This is a genomic window from Micromonospora craterilacus (assembly GCF_003236315.1).
Lineage (GTDB): Bacteria > Actinomycetota > Actinomycetes > Mycobacteriales > Micromonosporaceae > Micromonospora > Micromonospora craterilacus.
Genome location: NZ_POTY01000059.1, coordinates 1 through 17,253, shown reverse-complemented (window position 1 = coordinate 17,253; position 17,253 = coordinate 1). Strand labels below are relative to the sequence as shown.

Genomic DNA, 17,253 nt, shown 5'->3' with positions numbered 1-17,253 from the left:
CCGGCGGCCGCCCGCCGGCCGTCCGCTAGGTTGTCACCATGACGCACGACCACCTTGACACCCCGGCCCGGGCGGCGTCCCGTCCCTTTGGTCGGGTGCTCACGGCCATGGTGACCCCGTTCACCGCCGACGGCGCGCTCGACCTCGACGGTGCCGCGCGCCTGGCGAACCACCTGGTGGCGGAGCAGGGCGCCGACGCGCTGGTGGTCAACGGCACCACCGGCGAGTCGCCGACCACCACGGACGCGGAGAAGGAACGCCTGATCCGGGCCGTGGTGGAGGCCGTCGGCGACCGGGCCCGGGTGGTGGCCGGGGTCGGCACCAACGACACCCGACACACCATCGAGCTGGCCGCTGCGGCGGAGAAGGCCGGTGCGAACGGGCTCCTGGTGGTCACCCCGTACTACAACAAGCCGCCGCAGGCCGGGCTGCTACGGCACTTCACCGCCGTGGCCGACGCGACCGGGCTGGCAGTGATGCTCTACGACATCCCGCATCGCGCGGGCGTGCCGATCGAGACCGAGACGCTGGTCCGGCTCGCCGAGCACGGCCGCATCGTCGCGGTGAAGGACGCCAAGGGCGACCTGACCGCCACCAGTTGGGTGACCAGCCGCACCGAGCTGGCGTTCTACAGCGGTGAGGACGCCCTCACCCTGCCCGCGCTGGCCGTCGGCTCGGTCGGCGTGGTCGGTACCTCGACCCACTTCACCGGTGCCGAGACCAAGCGCATGATCGAGGCGCACGACGCGGGCGACATGGCGACCGCGTTGGCGTTGCACCGCCGGCTGCTGCCGCTGTACACCGGGATCTTCCGTACCCAGGGCACGATCCTGGTCAAGGCGGGCCTGGCGGTGCAGGGCCTGCCTGCGGGACCGGTCCGGCCGCCGCTGGTGGACGCCACCGACGGCCAGGTCGCCCAGCTGCGCGCCGACTGCGCGGCAGCGGGTCTACCGCTTTCCGAATGATCGAACGACACGATGGACGCCGCGTGACGGCGTCGCAGAATGAGGTGAACGCGTGACCGAGGCGCACAACGAGGAGGCCCAACTGCCCCCGCCGCTGCCGGAGGGCGGACTGCGGATCATACCGCTCGGCGGGCTCGGCGCCATTGGTCGGAACATGACCGTCTTCGAGTACGACGGGAAGCTGCTGGTCGTCGACTGCGGCGTGCTCTTCCCCGACGTGGAGCAACCGGGCGTCGACCTGATCCTGCCCGACTTCGGTCCCATCCTCGACCGGCTCGACGATATCCAGGCGATCGTGCTGACCCATGGCCACGAGGACCACATCGGTGCCGTGCCCTACCTGCTCGCCCACAAGACCGACATCCCGCTGGTCGGCTCGCAGTTCACCCTCGCGCTGGTCGAGGCGAAGCTGGCCGAGCGGCGCATCCAGCCGTACACGCTGACCGTGCGGGAGGGTGGCCGGGAACGACTCGGCCCGTTCGAGTGCGAGTTCTTCGCCGTCAACCACTCGATCCCGGACGCGCTCGCGGTGGCCATCCGCACCCCGGCCGGCCTGGTGCTGCACACCGGCGACTTCAAGATGGACCAGCTCCCGCTGGACGGTCGGATCACCGACCTGGCCGGCTTCGCCCGGCTCGGCGCGGAGGGCGTGGACCTGCTGCTGTCGGACTCCACCAACGCCGAGATCCCCGGCTTCGTCACCCCCGAGCGGGAGATCGGCCCGGTCCTCGACTCGATCTTCGCTAAGGCGCGCGGCCGGATCATCGTCGCCTCGTTCGCCTCCCACGTGCATCGGGTGCAGCAGGTCTTCGACTCGGCGCTCGAACACGGCCGCAAGGTGGCCCTGATCGGCCGGTCCATGGTCCGGAACATGGGCATCGCCCGCGACCTGGGGCTGCTGAACATCCCGCCGGGCCTGGTCGTCGGGCTGGACGAGGCGACCTCGATGCCGCCCGAGCAGATCGTGCTGATGTCCACCGGTTCGCAGGGCGAGCCGATGAGCGCGCTGGGCCGGATGGCCAGCGGTGACCACCGGCACATCACCATCGCCCCGGGCGACACCGTGGTGCTGGCCTCCTCGCTGGTGCCAGGCAACGAGACCTCGGTCTACCGGGTGATCAACCGGCTGGCCCGGGCCGGCGCGGTGGTGGTGCACAAGGACGTGGCCAAGGTGCACGTCTCCGGCCACGCCCCCGCCGGGGAGCTGCTCTACCTGCTCAACGTCGTCCGGCCCAGCAACCTGATGCCGGTGCACGGGGAGTGGCGGCATCTGCGCGCGCACGCCCGACTGGGCATCGAGTCCGGTGTGGCGGCCGACCGGGTGGTGCTCTGCGAGGACGGCGACGTGGTCGACCTGGTGGAGGGCCGGGCCAGTCTGGTCGGGCACGTCAAGAGCCGGTACGTCTACGTCGACGGCCTGGCCGTCGGTGACGTCAGCGAGTCGCTGCTCACCGAGCGTCGCATTCTGGGCGACGGTGGGTTCATCGCCACCACCGTCGTGGTGGATTCGGTCACCGGCAAGGTGGTCGCCGGCCCGACGTTGTCCGCCAAGGGCTTCTCCGAGGACCCGGCGGCGTTCAACGCGGTGATCCCGCTGGTCACCGAGGCGCTCAACCGGGCCGCGGCGGACGGGATCACCGACCCGCACCAGCTCCAGCAGATCGTCCGGCGCACCGTGGGCCGCTGGGTCAACGACGCGTACCGCCGTCGCCCGATGATCGTGCCCACCGTCGTGGAGGTCTGAACCGTTCGGGCCTTTTGCCCGTACTCCGTCCCGGCAGGCGTACCCACGCCGGCCGGGAGGAGCGTGGCGGATGGACCGCAGACGATTGACAGCCATCGGTGTCGTGGTGGCGGCGGTGGGCGCGGCGGCGGCGGTGGCCCTGCCGTCGTTCGCCGATGACGGTGGCGCGCCGCGCAGCGCGCCGACCAGCCCGGCGGTGGACGGAGCCGACCCGGAGGTGGTCGAGGCGATGCGCCGCGACCTGCGGCTGGACCAGTCGCAGGTGGCGGCCCGGCTGAAGACCGAACGCTGGGCGACCGGCGTGGTCGACCAACTCCGGGCGCAACTCGGCGCGGACTACGGCGGCAGTTGGCTCAGCGCCGACGGCAGCCAGCTCAACGTGGCGGTCGCCAACCCGGCCGAGGCGCAGCGGGTACGGGACGCCGGGGCGGTGCCGAAGGTGGTCGAGCGCGGGGTCGGGCAGCTCGACACGCTCAAGAGCCGGATGGACCGGACCGCCGCGCGGGCCGAGCAGGTCTCCGGCTGGTACGTCGACGTCGCCTCGAACACCGTCGTGGTGCTCGCCGAGCCGGGCGCGGAGGCGGCCGGGTGGCGCTTCGTCGCCCGCGCCGGGGTGCCCCGGCAGGCGGTCCGGATGGCCACCGAGGAGCAGCCACGGCTGCTGGCCGACGTGCGCGGCGGCGACCCGTTCTTCATCGGCAACGGCCGCTGCTCGGTCGGCTTCGCGGTGGTCGGCGGCTTCGTCACCGCCGGGCACTGCGGGCGGGTCGGTGACCGCACCCGGGGCGCCGACGGGGCCGCGCAGGGTGTCTTCCGGTCCTCGTCCTTCCCCGGCGACGACTGGGCCTTCGTGCAGGTGAACAGCAACACCAGGGTGCTGCCCGAGGTGACCGACTTCCGGGGCGGCATCGCCCGGGTCGCCGGCTCGCAGGAGGTGCCGGCCGGTTCGTCGATCTGCCGCTCCGGCTCCACCACCGGGGTACGCTGCGGCACCGTGCAGGCCCGCAACGCGACCGTGCGCTACCCGGAGGGGCTGGTCGGCGGGCTGGTCCGGACCAACGTCTGCGCCGAACCCGGCGACTCCGGCGGCTCGTGGATCTCGGGCAACCAGGCCCAGGGCGTCACCTCCGGCGGTTCGGGCGACTGCGTCCGCGGCGGCACGACCTTCTACCAGCCGGTCAACGAGATCCTGCAACGCAACAACCTGACCCTGATCACCACGCAGAACTTTCGCGCCCTGAGCAACCGGCGCTGAGCCGCCGGGCCCGGCCGAGCGATCGCCGCCCGGCCGGGCCGGGGTGGTTCAGGGCAGGGCGGCGACCGCCGCCGCGTACGCGACGCCGGTGCGTACCGCCGCGTCCACCAGCACCGTGACCTGGGCCGGGGCCACCCCGTGCGCCAGGTCGGTGGTCACCTCGCCGGCCAGCACCAGCTCACCGTCGCCCGGATCGTGCACGTACGCCTTGGGCAGCAGCCGGTCGCGGTTCCACCCGTTGCAGAACGCGTACGCCTCGGTGCGGCGGCCCGCCGGCAGCCGGCGACCGGCGACCACCCGGGCGTGCAGGATCTCACCGCGTTCCCCGGCCCGCCGGAACTGGATCACCGCGTCGCCCCAGCGCCCCAGCACCGTGCCCGTGGCGTCCAGCGCGTACCCGTCGCCCCGCCGGTCCAGGGCGGCTGTGATCATCGCCACGGTCAACGCGCCCAGCTCGTCCGGCTCGCCGGTCTGCTCGTCGCCCGACCCGGTCTGCTCGTCGCCCGGCTCCGGGGTGGTCTCGGCCGTCTCGGCCGGCAGCGGCACCGGCGGGACCAGCGGGCGTTCGGTTAGCCAGGCCGCCATCCGGCCGGAGTGGTGCCCGGTGCCGTTGCGGGCGTCGAAGCTGCCGGCCAGTTCGGTGGCGATGGTGACCAGCTCGGCACCGAGCGCGCCCACCGTGACCTCGGCCGCCGGCCGCTGCCGGTACGCCGGCCGGCGTACCGCCCGGTCGTGCCACCGGTCCGCCGCCAGCGTGCAGACCAGCGCGCCCGCGGCGGCGAACTCCATGACGGACAGGTCCTCGTGCGGCTGGTCGAGCCGGGGCAGCTGCTCGACGAGGATCTCCAGCCCACGTTCGAGGTGCCCACCGAGCGCGCAGAAGCGCAGATGGGTGGCGAGGTGACCGAACCCGTCGGGCGCCACCCGGTGCCGGCGGTACGCCCGGACGTGCGCATCGGCGGCCCGGTCCGCCTCGCCCGCCCGCAACCAGGGCAGCAGCGCGCCGGTCAGGGCGGCCTCGGGCTGGGCGGTGCAGCGGACCGGACCGTCGAGCACGGGCTCGACAGCGGCCAGCGCCTCGGCCCAGTCGCCCCAGCCGGCGAGCAGCTCGGCCTGGCGTACGGGTAGGCAGCCGGGGCAGCCGGCGGCCGGGTCCGGGCTGGCGGCCTGCCACTGCCCCAACCAGCGCCGGGCGGCCGGTTCGTCGCCCACATGGTCGGCGATCCGGCAGCGCAGCTGGGTGACGAGCGCCGTGCCGTCCGCGCCGGCCGCCGCCGGGTCGGCGAGTCCGTCGAGCATGCTGCGGGCCTGGTCGAGGCCGATGCGCGGGGTGCCCAGCAGCGCCTCGACGGCGTACCGCTGGTAGCGGCGCAGCGTCTCGCCGTCGGGCCCGGCCGGGCGGCCGGCCCCGGCCCGCAGGTCACCTGCGGCGGCGTCGAGGCAGCGCCGGACGGGCTCGAACAGCCGCCACCGTTCGCCTCCGCGCAGGTGCGTCTCGACCAGTTCGGACCAGGCGTCCAGTGTGGTTCGTGGATCGCCGGTCGCCTCGGCGAGGGCGGCGACCCGTTCCAGTTCGGCGATCCGCGCCTCGCCGTCCGGCATGTCCCGCGCGTCGTCCAGCGCGTCGGCCGGCCGCCGGTCCCGCCCGCCGCCGTCGGCTGGTCCCGCTGCTCGGCCGCGATCGCGGCGCCGACCGCCGCCGGCTGCCGGCCCGGTCACGGGCGCGCCGTTCCGGCCAACCGGCCGACCTCGGCGGCCAGCCGGCAGCCGGTCGAGATGCCCTGGTCGAGCAGCCGGTCCAGCTGGTGCGGCGTGACCCCCCGTTCCAGGTCGGCGATGACCTCGCCGCAGACCCGGGCGTGGCCGGCGTCGTCGACGTGGACGAACGCCTTCGGCCAGAACCGGTCGCGGTTCCAGGTGTTGCAGAACTCGTGCAGCAGCGGCACGGAGTCGACCGGGAAGGCGTGCCCGGCCACCGTACGCACCTGGAGCAGTTCCCCGGCGTCGCCGGCGCGCAGGAACCAGATGTGGCCGTCTTCCCACCGGCCGACCAGGTCGCCCCCGGCGTCGGTGGTCACCGCGTGCCCCCGGTTGGCCAGCACCGCCGCGACGAGGTCCTGAGTCAACGGGCGCAACGTCGACGGATGCCCGGCCAGTGGGCCGTCCGGACCGTCCTCGAACTCCGGCGACGCCATCGGGCACCCCTCCGTCAGCGGATATCACGGCAGGCGGCGGGTACCGCGCTGCGACACGCGGACGCGACCAGGAAGACCGGCGTATCGCGGGGCCCGCCGTTACGGTGATGCTATGGCGGGCCGTACCTCTCAGGCGAGCCGGCGGCGCGGCGCGTCGCCGCGCGGTGGCACGAACAGTCGTGCCCGCCAACCGGCGAAGAAGACCCGTGCGCCGGCCCGGCGCCGCACCACGGCGAGGGGGCCCGGCCCCGCGGCGTACGTCGGCCGGGCCGTCCAGGCACTGTGGATGGGCCTGGCCCACGGCGTCGGCTGGGCGGTGCGTGCCGCCGGCCGGCAGGCCGCCTCGGCCCGCGACCTCGACCCGGAGCACCGCCGGGACGGCGCGGGGCTGCTGCTGATCGGCCTCGCCCTGCTCAGCGCGGGAGCGCTCTGGTTCTCGGCGGCCGGGCCGGTCGGTGCCCGGCTGGCCGACACGGTCCGGCTCTTCCTCGGCGCCATCTCCATCGTGGTGCCGGTGCTGCTCGGCATCGGCGCCTGGCGGCTGATGCGCCAGCCCGGCGACCCCGAGCACCGTGGGCGTGGCCTGATCGGCTGGGGTTCCATGCTGGTCGCCACCGCCTCGATGCTGCACATCGGCCAGCAGCCGGCCGGCCCGGGCGAGCGGGACTTCGCCGGCGGCCTGGTCGGCGCGGGCGTGGGCAGCCTGCTGGAGCGGGCGGTCACCGCCTGGGTCGCGGTGCCGCTGCTGATCCTGCTGCTCGTCTTCGGTCTGCTGGTGGTCACCGCCACGCCGATCAACAAGATCCCCGAACGGCTCGGCCTGCTCGCCGGGAGCGTGGTCGGCCAGAGCCCACCGGAGACCGACGAGGCGCCCGCCGCGCCGGCCCGCCGCCGTCCGGCGAAGCGGACGCCGCCGCCGGTCGACCCGGACGAGTTCGACGACCTGGACGGCGCGGACCTCCAGGAGACGATCCGCCTGCCGCGCAAGGCGCCGTCCCGGGTGCCGGCCAGCCGCAAGCCGGCCGAGCCGCCGGAGCACTCGCCCGCGCCGACCCGGGCCGAGCAGCTCGCGCTGACCGGGCTGGCCGGTGACTACACCCTGCCGCCGGCGAACATGCTCGGCACCGGGGCCGCGCCGAAGAGCCGCAGCAAGGCCAACGACGAGGTGATCGCCGCGCTCACCGGCGTCTTCGACCAGTTCGACGTGGACGCGGCGGTGACCGGGTTCACCCGTGGCCCGACGGTGACCCGCTACGAGGTCGAGCTGGGGCACGGGGTGAAGGTCGAGCGGATCACCCAGCTCTCCCGCAACATCGCGTACGCGGTGAAGTCGCCGGACGTCCGCATCCTCAGCCCGATCCCGGGCAAGAGCGCGGTCGGCGTGGAGATCCCGAACACCGACCCGGAGAACGTGGCGCTCGGCGACGTGCTCCGCTCGCGCGTCGCCACCAGCGACCACCACCCGATGGTGGTGGCGCTCGGCAAGGACATCGAGGGCGGCTACGTGGTCGCCAACCTCGCCAAGATGCCGCACATCCTGATCGCCGGGGCCACGGGCGCGGGCAAGAGTTCGTGCCTCAATACCCTGCTGGTGTCCATCCTGACCCGGGCCACGCCGGACGAGGTGCGGCTGCTGCTGATCGACCCGAAGCGGGTCGAGATGACCGGCTACGAGGGCATCCCGCACCTGGTCACCCCGATCGTGACCAACGCCAAGAAGGCCGCCGACTCGCTGGAGTGGGTCGTCCGCGAGATGGACATGCGGTATGACGACCTCGCCGCCAACGGGGTCCGGCACATCGACGACTTCAACCGCAAGGTGCGCAACGGCGAGATCAAGGCCCCGCCGGGCAGCGAGCGGGAGATGCGGCCGTACCCGTACCTGCTCGTGATCGTCGACGAACTGGCCGACCTGATGATGGTCGCGCCGCGCGACGTCGAGGACTCGATCGTGCGGATCACCCAGCTCGCCCGGGCCGCCGGAATCCACCTGGTACTGGCCACCCAACGGCCCTCGGTCGACGTGGTGACCGGCCTGATCAAGGCCAACGTGCCGTCCCGGCTTGCCTTCGCCACCTCCTCGCTGGCCGACTCCCGGGTCATCCTGGACCAGCCCGGCGCGGAGAAGCTGCTCGGTCGCGGCGACGGCCTGTTCCTGCCGATGGGTGCCTCGAAGCCGGTGCGGATCCAGGGCGCCTGGGTCACCGAGCGCGAGATCACCGACGTGGTCAAGTTCTGCAAGGACCAGCGCGAGCCGGAGTTCCGCCCGGACGTGCTGGCTCCCGCGCAGGACAGCAAGAAGAAGATCGACGAGGACATCGGCGACGACCTGGACGTGCTGGTGCAGGCGGTCGAGCTGGTGGTCACCTCGCAGTTCGGCTCGACCTCGATGCTCCAGCGCAAGCTGCGGGTCGGTTTCGCCAAGGCGGGCCGGTTGATGGACCTGATGGAGACCCGGGGTGTGGTCGGCCCCTCCGAGGGCTCCAAGGCCCGCGACGTGCTGGTCAAGCCGGACGAGCTGGAGGACGTGCTGGCCGGCCTGCGGGGGGACGAGGAGTGACGGAGGCCGGGGCCGGCGGGCAGGAGCTGTTCCCGATCCTGACCAGTGCCGACTTGCCGGCGGCCGTGGCCTTCTACCGGGACCTGCTCGGCGGCACCCTGGATTACCAGTTCCCGGAGACCGGCGACCCCGAATTCGTGACCGTCCGGTTCCCCGCCGGCCAGGTCGGCCTCGGCCGGCAGGAGGAACCGGGGGTGCTGACCAACGACCGGGTCACCCTCTGGGTGTACGTGGCGGACTGTGACGGCGCGCTCGACCGGCTCCGGGCGGCCGGGACCGTGCCGGTGCTGGCGGAGCCGGCGGACCAGCCCTGGGGGGAACGGATGGCGGTCGTCCTCGACCCGGACGGTAACCGGGTCATCGTCGCCTCCAGGTAGCCGGCCCGCCGGCGGCGGGTCAGTGGTAGACCTTCAGGCCGATCACGCCGGCGACCACCAGCACCAGGCAGAGAATCCGGGGCAGGCTGGCCGACTCGCCCAGCGCGAGCATCCCCACCAGCGCGGTGCCGGTGACGCCGATGCCGACCCACACCGCGTACCCGGTGCCGACCGGGATCTCGCGCAGCGCGTACGCCAGGCCGGCCATGCTCAGCACCAGCGTGATCACGAAGATCACCGACGCGACGGGTCGGGTGAAGCCGGCGCTGCGGTCCAGGGCGATCGCCCACGCCGTCTCCAGCAGTCCGGAAAGCACCAGCACGATCCAGGCCATCAGGTCACCTCTTCGGGCCGCCCGGGCCCACCAGAGCGCCGGGACGAGTCGGGTTCAGGTACGGGGCGTCTTGGCCTGACCGGGTACGCCCACGACTCGTCCGGAACGGCCACGCGGGCCGTCGGGACCGACCGTAGCACCGGGCGGGACGGCCGGCCCGGGTGAGACGGATCACCCGGCATGGACTTCAACCTCGCTTCAAATTGCACGATGGAGCCATGACCGTGCTCATCTCCGATCCGGAGGTCGCCGCCGCGCTGGATGCACCGACCACGGTGGACGCGATGCGTCAGGCACTGCTGGCCGCGTACGACGGGCGGCTGGTCGCCCCACCCCGGGCCGCCGCGCCGCTGGGCGGCGGGCGGATGGTGCTCACCGCCGGGCATCTGGTCGGGCAGTGGTACGGCTACCGGGCGTACGACACCTTCGGGCACCCCGAGACCGAACAGGTGGTGGTGCTGCACGACGGGCGTACCGGCGCGGTGCGGGCGGTGGCCGTGGGGGAGGAGTTGGGCTCCCGGCGTACCGGTGGGCTGGGCGGGGTCGCGGTGGACGCGCTGGCCTGCCCGGACGCGACCACGCTGGGCGTGATCGGCTCCGGCCGCCAGGCGTGGACCCAGGTCTGGGCGGCCGCCGCCGTACGCCCGCTGCGCGAGGTGAGCGTGCACAGCCGCTCGGCGGCGCGTCGGGAGGCGTTCGCCGCCCGGGTCCGGGCCGAACTCGGCATCCCGGCCCGCCCGGTGGACACCGTACGGGCGGCCGTACGCGACCGGGACGTGGTGGTGCTCGCCACCACCAGCGCGACGCCGGTGCTGACCGCCGCCGACCTGTCCCCGGGCACCCACGTCAACGCGGTCGGCTTCAAGCAGCGCGACCGGGCCGAGTTCGATACCGACCTGCTGGACGTCGCCGCCGTACTGGCCAGCGACTCGCCGGCGCAGGCCCAGTCGTACGCCCCGCCGATGCTCGCCGCCGAACCGCCGTACGCGTCCCGACTGCGCGACCTGGGCGCGGTGCTGGCCGGCGCGGCACCCGGCCGCACCGGCGCGGACCAGATCTCGGTCTTCTGTTCGGTCGGCCTCGCCGGCACCGAGGTGTTCCTGCTCGACCGTCTGGTCCGGGTCCTCGCCCCGGCCCGCTGACGGCGCACCCTGCCGTTGCCGGGCCGGGTGCCGACGCCCGGTACCCTCGGATGGTGTCTGCCACCTCCGTACCCGACCACGACGGCCGCCGGGTCGCCCTGTTGACGTTGGGCTGTGCCCGCAACGAGGTCGACTCGGAGGAACTGGCCGCCCGCCTGCACGCCGACGGCTGGCAGGTGACGACCGACGGCGAGGGCGCCGACGTGGTGGTCGTCAACACCTGCGGTTTCGTGGAGAAGGCGAAGCAGGATTCGATCCAGACGCTGCTGGCCGCCGCGGACACCGGGGCCAAGGTGGTCGCCGCCGGTTGCATGGCCGAGCGGTACGGCCGGGAGCTGGCCGACAGCCTCCCCGAGGCCCAGGCGGTGCTCAGCTTCGACGACTACCCGGAGATCTCCGCCCGGCTGGACGCGGTGGTCGCCGGCCAGGACTTCGCCGCGCACACCCCCCGCGACCGGCGCGAGCTGCTGCCGCTGACCCCGGTCGCCCGGCGGGACAGCGCGGTGTCGCTGCCCGGGCACGGCCGCGGCGTCGACGTCGACGAGCACACCCCCGCGCACCTGCGCCCGGTGTTGCGCCGCCGGCTCGACAGCGGCCCGGTGGCCTCGCTCAAGCTGGCCAGCGGCTGCGACCGGCGTTGCGCGTTCTGCGCCATCCCCGCGTTCCGGGGCGCCTTCGTCTCCCGTACCCCGGACGAGCTGCTCGCCGAGGCCGAGTGGCTGGCCAAGAGCGGCGTACGCGAGCTGGTGCTGGTCAGCGAGAACTCGACGTCGTACGGCAAGGACCTGGGTGACCCCCGCGCGCTGGAGAAGCTGCTGCCGCAGCTCGCCGTGATCGACGGCATCGTCCGGGTCCGGGTCAGCTACCTCCAGCCGGCCGAGACCCGGCCCGGCCTGGTCGAGGCGATCGCCACCACGCCGGGCGTGGCACCCTACTTCGACCTGTCGTTCCAGCACTCCAGCGAGCCCGTGCTGCGTCGGATGCGCCGTTTCGGCTCCACCGACCGGTTCCTGGAGCTGCTGGCCTCGGCGCGAGCGCTGGCACCGGAGGCCGGCGCGCGGAGCAACTTCATCGTCGGCTTCCCCGGCGAGACCCGGGCCGACGTGGACGAGCTGGTGCGCTTCCTCACCGAGGCCCGGCTCGACGCGATCGGGGTCTTCGACTACAGCGACGAGGACGGCACCGAGGCCGCCGGGCTGTCGGGCAAGGTCTCCGCCGCCACCATCAAGCGCCGGTACGACAAGCTCAGCGCGCTCGCCGACGAGCTGTGCTCGCAGCGCGCCGAGGACCGCCTCGGCTCGACCGTCGAGGTGCTGGTCGACTCGGTCGACGGCGGTGTCGTCGAGGGGCGGGCCGCGCACCAGGCACCGGAGGTGGACGGCTCGACCACGCTGGTCGCGCCGGACGGCGGCGGCGTCGACCTGGCCGCGCTGCGCCCGGGTGACCTGGTGCGGGCCACGGTGACCGGCACCGAGGGCGTCGACCTGGTCGCTGTACCGGACGAGATGATCTCGGCGGCGCCCGGCGCGACCCGGTGACAGCGGGCCGGGAAGAGGCGGGGGAGCGACCAGGTGTGGTGCCCGAGAGCGGGCCGATGACCGAGGCGGCGGAGTCCGCGCCGGCACCGGTGGTGGCCCGGGTGCCGGTGGTCAACGCGGCCAACGCCCTGACCGCGCTGCGGCTGGTGCTGGTGCCGGTGTTCGCCGCCTCGGTGGTCGTCTCGGGCATGACGCGCCCCGGCTGGCAGGTCATCGCCTGTGTGATCTTCGCCGTCGCCTCGGTGACGGATCTGGTCGACGGTTGGATCGCCCGCCGGTTCGGGCTCGTCACCGCGGTCGGCAAGGTCGCCGACCCGATCGCCGACAAGGCGCTCACCGGTGCCGCCCTGCTGCTGCTGTCCTTCTACGACCGGCTGCCGTGGTGGGTGACGGCCGTCATCCTCGCCCGTGAGCTGGGCATCACGGCCCTGCGGTTTTGGGTGATCCGGCGCGGGGTGATCGCCGCGAGTCGGGGCGGGAAGATCAAGACTGCCCTACAGATCCTGGCCATCGCCTGGTACCTGTGGCCGATGCCGGCCGCCCTCGCCGCGGTCGGCCCCTGGATCATGGCCGCGGCGGTGGCCGTCACCGTCGTCACCGGCTTCGACTACATCGCCCAGGCCCTGCGGCTACGCCGCACCGCCGCCTGAGACCCGGCGCTGCGGTGGGTGGACCGTCGCCTCGTGGGGCAGGATGCGAGGCGTGAGCAGGAGAGAAGCCGACGGGGCGATGGGCAGCGCGGCGGCCGGCGTGGTGCACCGCCTCACCGATCTGCGGGAGACGGTGGCCACCGTCGAGTCGCTGACCGGCGGGCTGCTGGCCGCCACGATCGTCGACATCGCGGGGGCGAGCGCCGTCTACCGGGGTGGGCTGGTGGTCTACGCCACCGAGCTGAAGGAACGGCTGGCCGGCGTACCGGCGGAGCTGCTCGCCGAGCGCGGCCCGGTCGACCCGGACGTGGCCTTGGCGCTCGCCGAGGGCGGGCGGCGACGCTGCGGGGCCGACTGGGGCTTGGCCACCACGGGGGTGGCCGGCCCGGAACCCCAGGACGGCAAGTCGGTCGGGCTGGTCTTCGTCGCGGTGGCCGGCCCACACGGCACCGAGGTGCGGCAACTCGACCTCGACGGTGGGCGGGAGCACATCAGGACGGCGGCGGTGACCGAGGCGCTGCGGCTGCTCGAAGACCATGTCCAGGCCCCCGATAGCGCCGGGATGCCGGCCGTCGGGCCGGGCCACCGCTGAGACCGTCGAACCGGACAGCAGGGAACCAATCGGGCCGGCGGTCCGGTGGTCCGGCGGCCCGTCCCGGCCGGGCCGGAAGCAACGCGGTGAGGTACCCGGGGCGGGGTGGGATGTCGTGGCGGCCCGCAGCGGGTACGGTTGCGGGAAGGCTCCGACGACCGGAACCGGTGCCGCGCATGCCGGGCCGGGCATGCCGGGCGAACTGTGTCCCTCAGGGGAGGTGCGATGGTCCTGCTACGCCGGGTGATCGGTGACGCACTACGGGCGCGCCGGCAGGGGCAGCACCGCACGCTGCGCGAAGTCTCTTCCGCCGCCAACGTCAGCCTGGGTTACCTGTCCGAGATCGAACGCGGTCAGAAGGAACCCTCCAGCGAACTGCTCGCCGCGATCTGCGCCGCGTTGGGCGCCCGCCTGTCCGAGCTGCTGCGTGAGGTCAGCGATACGGTCGCGCTCGCTGAGCAGCTGCCGGGCGTGCTGGTGTCGGTCCAGGACGAGCCGGCCGAGGCGACGACGGTCGCCGCCGCGCCCGTGCAGAAGGCCACCGGTCGGGGCGTACGCCAGGTCAGCTCGGACGGCACCGTCGCCGTCTCCGTGCGGCAGGACTCCCCGCTCAAGGCCACCCTGCGCACGGCCCGGGTCCGGCCCGCCGACCGTACCGACCGGGACGTGGTCTGCGCCGCCTGAGCCCGGCGGCCGATGGTCGCGGTGGCACGGGCCGCGTAGGCTTGATCGGGAACGTTCCCGCTCTCGCCGGTACGGATGCCGTGCTGGCGCTTGGCTGGGACGATGGATCCACCATCGCCGGTGGCCGAGCTGGGCCACCCAACGTGGGGGCAGGCGCAGCGACGTTATTGAGGGGATACCGCGGAGATGGCGAACCCGTTCGTCAAGGGTTGGAAGTACCTGATGGCGCTGTTCGGCGCCCGAATCGACGAGCACGCCGACCCGAAGGTGCAGCTCCAGCAGGCCATCGACGAAGCGCACCGGCAGCACCAGGGGCTCGTCCAGCAGGCCGCAGCGGTGATCGGTAACCAGCGCCAGCTGGAGATGAAGTTGTCCCGGCAGATGTCCGACGTCGAGCGGTTGCAGTCCAACGCCCGGCAGGCGCTGGTCCTCGCCGACCAGTCCCGGGCCAAGGGCGACGAGGCCGAGGCCGGCCGCTACGAGCAGTCCGCGCAGACCCTGGCCACCCAGCTGGTCTCCGCCGAGCAGGCCGCCGAGGACCTCAAGACCCTGCACGACCAGGCACTCGGCGCCGCCGGGCAGGCCCGCCGGGCGGTCGAGAACAACTCGATGATCCTCCAGCAGAAGCTCGCCGAGCGGGCCAAGCTGCTCAGCCAGCTTGAGCAGGCCAAGATGCAGGAGAGCGTCGCCGCGTCGCTGGAGTCCATGTCGGCGCTCACCGCGCCGGGCACCACGCCCAGCCTGGACGAGGTCCGCGACCGCATCGAACGCCGCTACGCCAACGCCATGGGCCGCGCCGAGCTGGCCAGCAACTCGGCGGAGGGCCGGATGCTGGAGATCCAGAAGGCCACCCTGGACACTGCCGGCTCGGCCCGGCTGGACCAGATCCGCGCCAGCATGGCCGGCGAGCAGCTCGGCGCCACCCCGGAACGCGGCGCAGTCGGCGGCCAGCCGGCCGCGCAGGCCGGCGAATCGGCGGCCGTCGCCCGGCTCGACGAGATCAGGGCCAGCATGAGCCGGGAACGCGGCACCGGCGACACCACCGCCGCCGGCTGACGCTGGCGGCCAAGGAGGCGACGGTGGCAGACGAGCGCACCCGGTACTTCCGGCGGCTGGGCAAGCTGCGACGCTCCGCCCGACGCTGGAGCGTACTGGCCGGTGGGCTCGGTGGTGCCACCGTCATCCTGACCCCGTACGCCGGCATCGGCCTGGCCGACGCGTTCTGGGCCGCCGCCGCGGGAGCCTCCGCCGCGCTGGCCGCCTGGCGCTGGATCGACCTGCGCGCCCTGGCGGCGCAGCCCGCCCCGCCCGCACTCGACCCGGCCCAGGCCGCCGCCCGCAACCGGGCCCGCCTGGTCGCCGCCGTGGAACGACTCCCCGCCGGCGCCACCGTGGTGGCCGAGGTACGCCGGGCACACTCGCGCTCCACCCTGCGCGGCACCAGCGCCGCCGAGCCGTGGGACCGGCTGGACCGGGCCGCGTCGACCATGGCCGGGATGGCCGGCCGACTGACCGGCCTAGCCGAGCCGGCCGTCGCCGAGGCGTCCGGAGCCGAGCAGTCCCTACGCGACCTGGCCAACCGGGTGGCCAGCGTGGAACGTGCGGTACGGCTCGCCCCGGCCGACGCCCGGGCGCCGCTGGCCGAGGCACACCAGGCGCTGACCGGGCAGTTGGAGACCGGCGTGGCCGCGTACGAGCGGCTGGTGGTGGCCGCCGCTGGTTATCTGGCCGAGGAGTACCGCCCCGAGTCCGAACACCCCGCCGCTGCCCGCCTCACCGAGGCCACCGACCTGCTGCACGGGTTCGCCTCAGCCCTGTCCGAACTGCGCGCCGTCGGCCGCCCCACCGCCACTCCCTGACTGGCCCGGCGGCGGGGCCTCAGCGGTACTGTCCTCGCGAGAATGGGAGCCTTCGTGTGGTGGAGGTGGTGAAGCGTATGTTGGAGCAGATGCCCGAGTGGCCCACCGCCGAGCACGTAGCTGCGGAGGAGTTGGCCCGCCGGCTGGGCATCCGGCCTGTCACCTCGGTTGAAGATTCCGCTCGGCCGGTCTGTTTGAGTCTGACGACGAGCTGGACGCCTTCCTCGCGGACCTGTACACCGCCTGGCGGGCGGGCCCCGCATGAGCCTGGTCGCACAGGACTAGGAAGGCACCCGGGTAGAGAACGGGTTGCTGCTATGACCTCGTCGTTCACGCTGTTGCGCCCCGGCCAACCAAGTCTATTGCCGATATTCGGCACGACCCGTCTCGGCCGGCTTGCGGCAACGCCGCTCCGTAGACAGCAGGGCGAGACTCTGGAATGTGGAGCCCAGTATCCGTGGTGCGGTACTTGACGCGATCGTTCGTGCTGGGCGCTCTGCGGCGGTGCATGGGGGTCGAGCATTTCCTCGGCGCGACTCAGGTTGCGGGAACAGCGGCGATCCGCTGGGGTGTCGGTGGATCCGTGGGGCGATCGGTACAGGGTCTCGGTGCACACCGTCGAGGATCCAAACGATGAGAACTTCCGCGACCTGGACAACCTACTGTCTCTGGATCCGTCAGAGGAGGATCATGTCGGACAGGGTCGCGAGCTGGCCTTGGTTGCCGATGAGTTGGAGGCGATCAAGCGGGCAGAGGCGCTTGCCGGCGCTCAGCCGGACCGCTGGGTAAACTTCGGCGTCGCGGGCGACGACTACGCCGACCTTGTGCGCTTCCGTCGCGGCGACAGCTAAGAGGGATACCTCCAGTTTAGAAGATCGTTTTCGACTGTCATGATCTGCCCGGATCGCCTGGTCAGCGGTGGTGTGGTCATGCCCGATCATGACCGCTGTCGACCGCCTGGGACACGGGTTACTGGCACATGGCTGGCACGGCCGGGCGGTGGCGCGTGGTTGTCCGGCGGTGTGCGGCTTACCGCCCCCGGCCTTCGGGCCGGGGGCGGCTTGCCGTGCCGCCGGCTCTCCGTGTGCCTGGACTCCGGTACCCGGTGGCAAGCCGCGAAGCGGCGCGGCAGCCGATCGCCCCGGCCCGCGATCGGGTTGAGTGCCATCGCGATCGTCACGGCGTGGCGGGGCCGATCGTGGCCAGCGGGGTGCGACTGGCTCCGTTCGACCTAGTACGGCAGCCGCCGTTTGGGATCATGGCTGGAGTTCGAGGTTGAGGCGTCGGGTGTAGTGGGCTTGGCGGGCTCGGGCTTGATGGCGGCGGCGCCAGTCTGACCAGCGGAGGCGGTGGGTGAG

Annotated in this window: 16 protein-coding genes and 1 riboswitch; of the genes, 13 read left to right on the top strand and 3 right to left on the bottom strand. The window is 73.3% G+C overall.

Features of this window, described 5'->3' with window-relative positions; genetic code table 11:
* Positions 1 to 38 precede the first annotated feature (38 nt).
* From dapA to C1I95_RS11980, 3 genes are all read left to right on the top strand, one after another.
* Entirely contained in the window at positions 39 to 965 is a 927-nt protein-coding gene (gene dapA, locus C1I95_RS11990) for a 4-hydroxy-tetrahydrodipicolinate synthase (protein WP_111213880.1), read from the top strand.
* A 52-nt stretch (positions 966 to 1,017) separates the two neighbouring features.
* Positions 1,018 to 2,709, top strand: coding sequence for a ribonuclease J (locus tag C1I95_RS11985; protein WP_111213879.1), 1,692 nt, complete (start codon positions 1,018 to 1,020; stop codon positions 2,707 to 2,709).
* Positions 2,710 to 2,779: 70 nt separating this feature from the next.
* Positions 2,780 to 3,964: a S1 family peptidase gene (locus C1I95_RS11980; RefSeq protein WP_111213878.1), complete on the top strand. Its 1,185-nt coding sequence runs from the start codon at positions 2,780 to 2,782 to the stop codon at positions 3,962 to 3,964.
* A gap of 48 nt (positions 3,965 to 4,012) precedes the next feature.
* Here C1I95_RS11980 and C1I95_RS11975 read toward each other — a convergent pair whose 3' ends face one another.
* Both C1I95_RS11975 and C1I95_RS11970 read right to left on the bottom strand, forming a co-directional pair.
* Positions 4,013 to 5,566, bottom strand: coding sequence for a type III secretion system chaperone family protein (locus C1I95_RS11975; RefSeq protein WP_111213890.1), 1,554 nt, complete (start codon positions 5,564 to 5,566; stop codon positions 4,013 to 4,015).
* Between the two features lie 113 nt (positions 5,567 to 5,679).
* The gene (locus C1I95_RS11970) at positions 5,680 to 6,159 is read right to left on the bottom strand and encodes a YbjN domain-containing protein (RefSeq protein WP_111213877.1); all 480 of its coding nucleotides are present in this window, start codon (positions 6,157 to 6,159) and stop codon (positions 5,680 to 5,682) included.
* Positions 6,160 to 6,271: 112 nt separating this feature from the next.
* Between C1I95_RS11970 and C1I95_RS11965 the strand changes: the two genes are divergently transcribed.
* Positions 6,272 to 8,719, top strand: a complete 2,448-nt coding sequence (locus C1I95_RS11965) for a DNA translocase FtsK (protein ID WP_111213876.1) — start codon at positions 6,272 to 6,274, stop codon at positions 8,717 to 8,719.
* Complete coding sequence (locus tag C1I95_RS11960; protein WP_111213875.1) at positions 8,716 to 9,096, top strand: VOC family protein; 381 nt, start codon at positions 8,716 to 8,718, stop codon at positions 9,094 to 9,096. Before C1I95_RS11965 ends, C1I95_RS11960 begins: the two co-directional genes overlap by 4 nt.
* Before the next feature lie 19 nt (positions 9,097 to 9,115).
* On the opposite strand, the gene C1I95_RS11955 is transcribed toward C1I95_RS11960, so the two are convergent.
* Positions 9,116 to 9,430: a DMT family transporter gene (locus C1I95_RS11955; RefSeq protein WP_111213874.1), complete on the bottom strand. Its 315-nt coding sequence runs from the start codon at positions 9,428 to 9,430 to the stop codon at positions 9,116 to 9,118.
* Between the two features lie 59 nt (positions 9,431 to 9,489).
* Positions 9,490 to 9,556, bottom strand: a riboswitch (guanidine-III (ykkC-III) riboswitch).
* 92 nt (positions 9,557 to 9,648) lie between these two features.
* Here C1I95_RS11955 and C1I95_RS11950 point away from each other — a divergent pair.
* The 8 genes from C1I95_RS11950 to C1I95_RS11910 all read left to right on the top strand — a co-directional run bounded on the left by C1I95_RS11950 (position 9,649) and on the right by C1I95_RS11910 (position 16,746).
* Positions 9,649 to 10,572: an ornithine cyclodeaminase family protein gene (locus C1I95_RS11950; RefSeq protein ID WP_111213873.1), complete on the top strand. Its 924-nt coding sequence runs from the start codon at positions 9,649 to 9,651 to the stop codon at positions 10,570 to 10,572.
* Between the two features lie 50 nt (positions 10,573 to 10,622).
* Entirely contained in the window at positions 10,623 to 12,110 is a 1,488-nt protein-coding gene (rimO, locus tag C1I95_RS11945) for a 30S ribosomal protein S12 methylthiotransferase RimO (protein ID WP_111213872.1), read from the top strand.
* A 56-nt stretch (positions 12,111 to 12,166) separates the two neighbouring features.
* The gene (gene pgsA, locus C1I95_RS11940; protein WP_111213871.1) at positions 12,167 to 12,760 is read left to right on the top strand and encodes a CDP-diacylglycerol--glycerol-3-phosphate 3-phosphatidyltransferase; all 594 of its coding nucleotides are present in this window, start codon (positions 12,167 to 12,169) and stop codon (positions 12,758 to 12,760) included.
* A gap of 79 nt (positions 12,761 to 12,839) precedes the next feature.
* A complete protein-coding gene (locus C1I95_RS11935; protein ID WP_111213870.1) occupies positions 12,840 to 13,352 on the top strand; it encodes a CinA family protein in 513 nt (170 codons plus the stop codon).
* 225 nt (positions 13,353 to 13,577) lie between these two features.
* On the top strand, positions 13,578 to 14,036 hold the full coding sequence (locus tag C1I95_RS11930; protein ID WP_111213869.1) for a helix-turn-helix domain-containing protein: 459 nt from the start codon (positions 13,578 to 13,580) through the stop codon (positions 14,034 to 14,036).
* A 186-nt stretch (positions 14,037 to 14,222) separates the two neighbouring features.
* Positions 14,223 to 15,092 (top strand): PspA/IM30 family protein, encoded by an 870-nt coding sequence (locus C1I95_RS11925; RefSeq protein ID WP_111213868.1) that lies wholly within the window; start codon positions 14,223 to 14,225, stop codon positions 15,090 to 15,092.
* 23 nt (positions 15,093 to 15,115) lie between these two features.
* On the top strand, positions 15,116 to 15,895 hold the full coding sequence (pspM, locus tag C1I95_RS11920; protein ID WP_111213867.1) for a phage shock envelope stress response protein PspM: 780 nt from the start codon (positions 15,116 to 15,118) through the stop codon (positions 15,893 to 15,895).
* Positions 15,896 to 16,503: 608 nt separating this feature from the next.
* Complete coding sequence (locus C1I95_RS11910) at positions 16,504 to 16,746, top strand: hypothetical protein (RefSeq protein WP_111213866.1); 243 nt, start codon at positions 16,504 to 16,506, stop codon at positions 16,744 to 16,746.
* Positions 16,747 to 17,253: the final 507 nt, after the last annotated feature.

Excerpts from the sequence above, each read along its gene's own strand:
- C1I95_RS11975 (WP_111213890.1), bottom strand. The coding sequence starts at position 5,566 with ATGCCGGACGGCGAGGCGCGGATCGCCGAACTGGAACGGGTCGCCGCC.
- dapA (WP_111213880.1), top strand. The coding sequence starts at position 39 with ATGACGCACGACCACCTTGACACCCCGGCCCGGGCGGCGTCCCGTCCC.
- C1I95_RS11955 (WP_111213874.1), bottom strand. The coding sequence starts at position 9,430 with ATGGCCTGGATCGTGCTGGTGCTTTCCGGACTGCTGGAGACGGCGTGG.
- C1I95_RS11980 (WP_111213878.1), top strand. The coding sequence starts at position 2,780 with ATGGACCGCAGACGATTGACAGCCATCGGTGTCGTGGTGGCGGCGGTG.
- C1I95_RS11935 (WP_111213870.1), top strand. The coding sequence starts at position 12,840 with ATGGGCAGCGCGGCGGCCGGCGTGGTGCACCGCCTCACCGATCTGCGG.
- C1I95_RS11965 (WP_111213876.1), top strand. The coding sequence starts at position 6,272 with ATGGCGGGCCGTACCTCTCAGGCGAGCCGGCGGCGCGGCGCGTCGCCG.
- rimO (WP_111213872.1), top strand. The coding sequence starts at position 10,623 with ATGGTGTCTGCCACCTCCGTACCCGACCACGACGGCCGCCGGGTCGCC.
- pgsA (WP_111213871.1), top strand. The coding sequence starts at position 12,167 with ATGACCGAGGCGGCGGAGTCCGCGCCGGCACCGGTGGTGGCCCGGGTG.
- C1I95_RS11970 (WP_111213877.1), bottom strand. The coding sequence starts at position 6,159 with ATGGCGTCGCCGGAGTTCGAGGACGGTCCGGACGGCCCACTGGCCGGG.
- C1I95_RS11925 (WP_111213868.1), top strand. The coding sequence starts at position 14,223 with ATGGCGAACCCGTTCGTCAAGGGTTGGAAGTACCTGATGGCGCTGTTC.
- C1I95_RS11930 (WP_111213869.1), top strand. The coding sequence starts at position 13,578 with ATGGTCCTGCTACGCCGGGTGATCGGTGACGCACTACGGGCGCGCCGG.
- C1I95_RS11950 (WP_111213873.1), top strand. The coding sequence starts at position 9,649 with ATGACCGTGCTCATCTCCGATCCGGAGGTCGCCGCCGCGCTGGATGCA.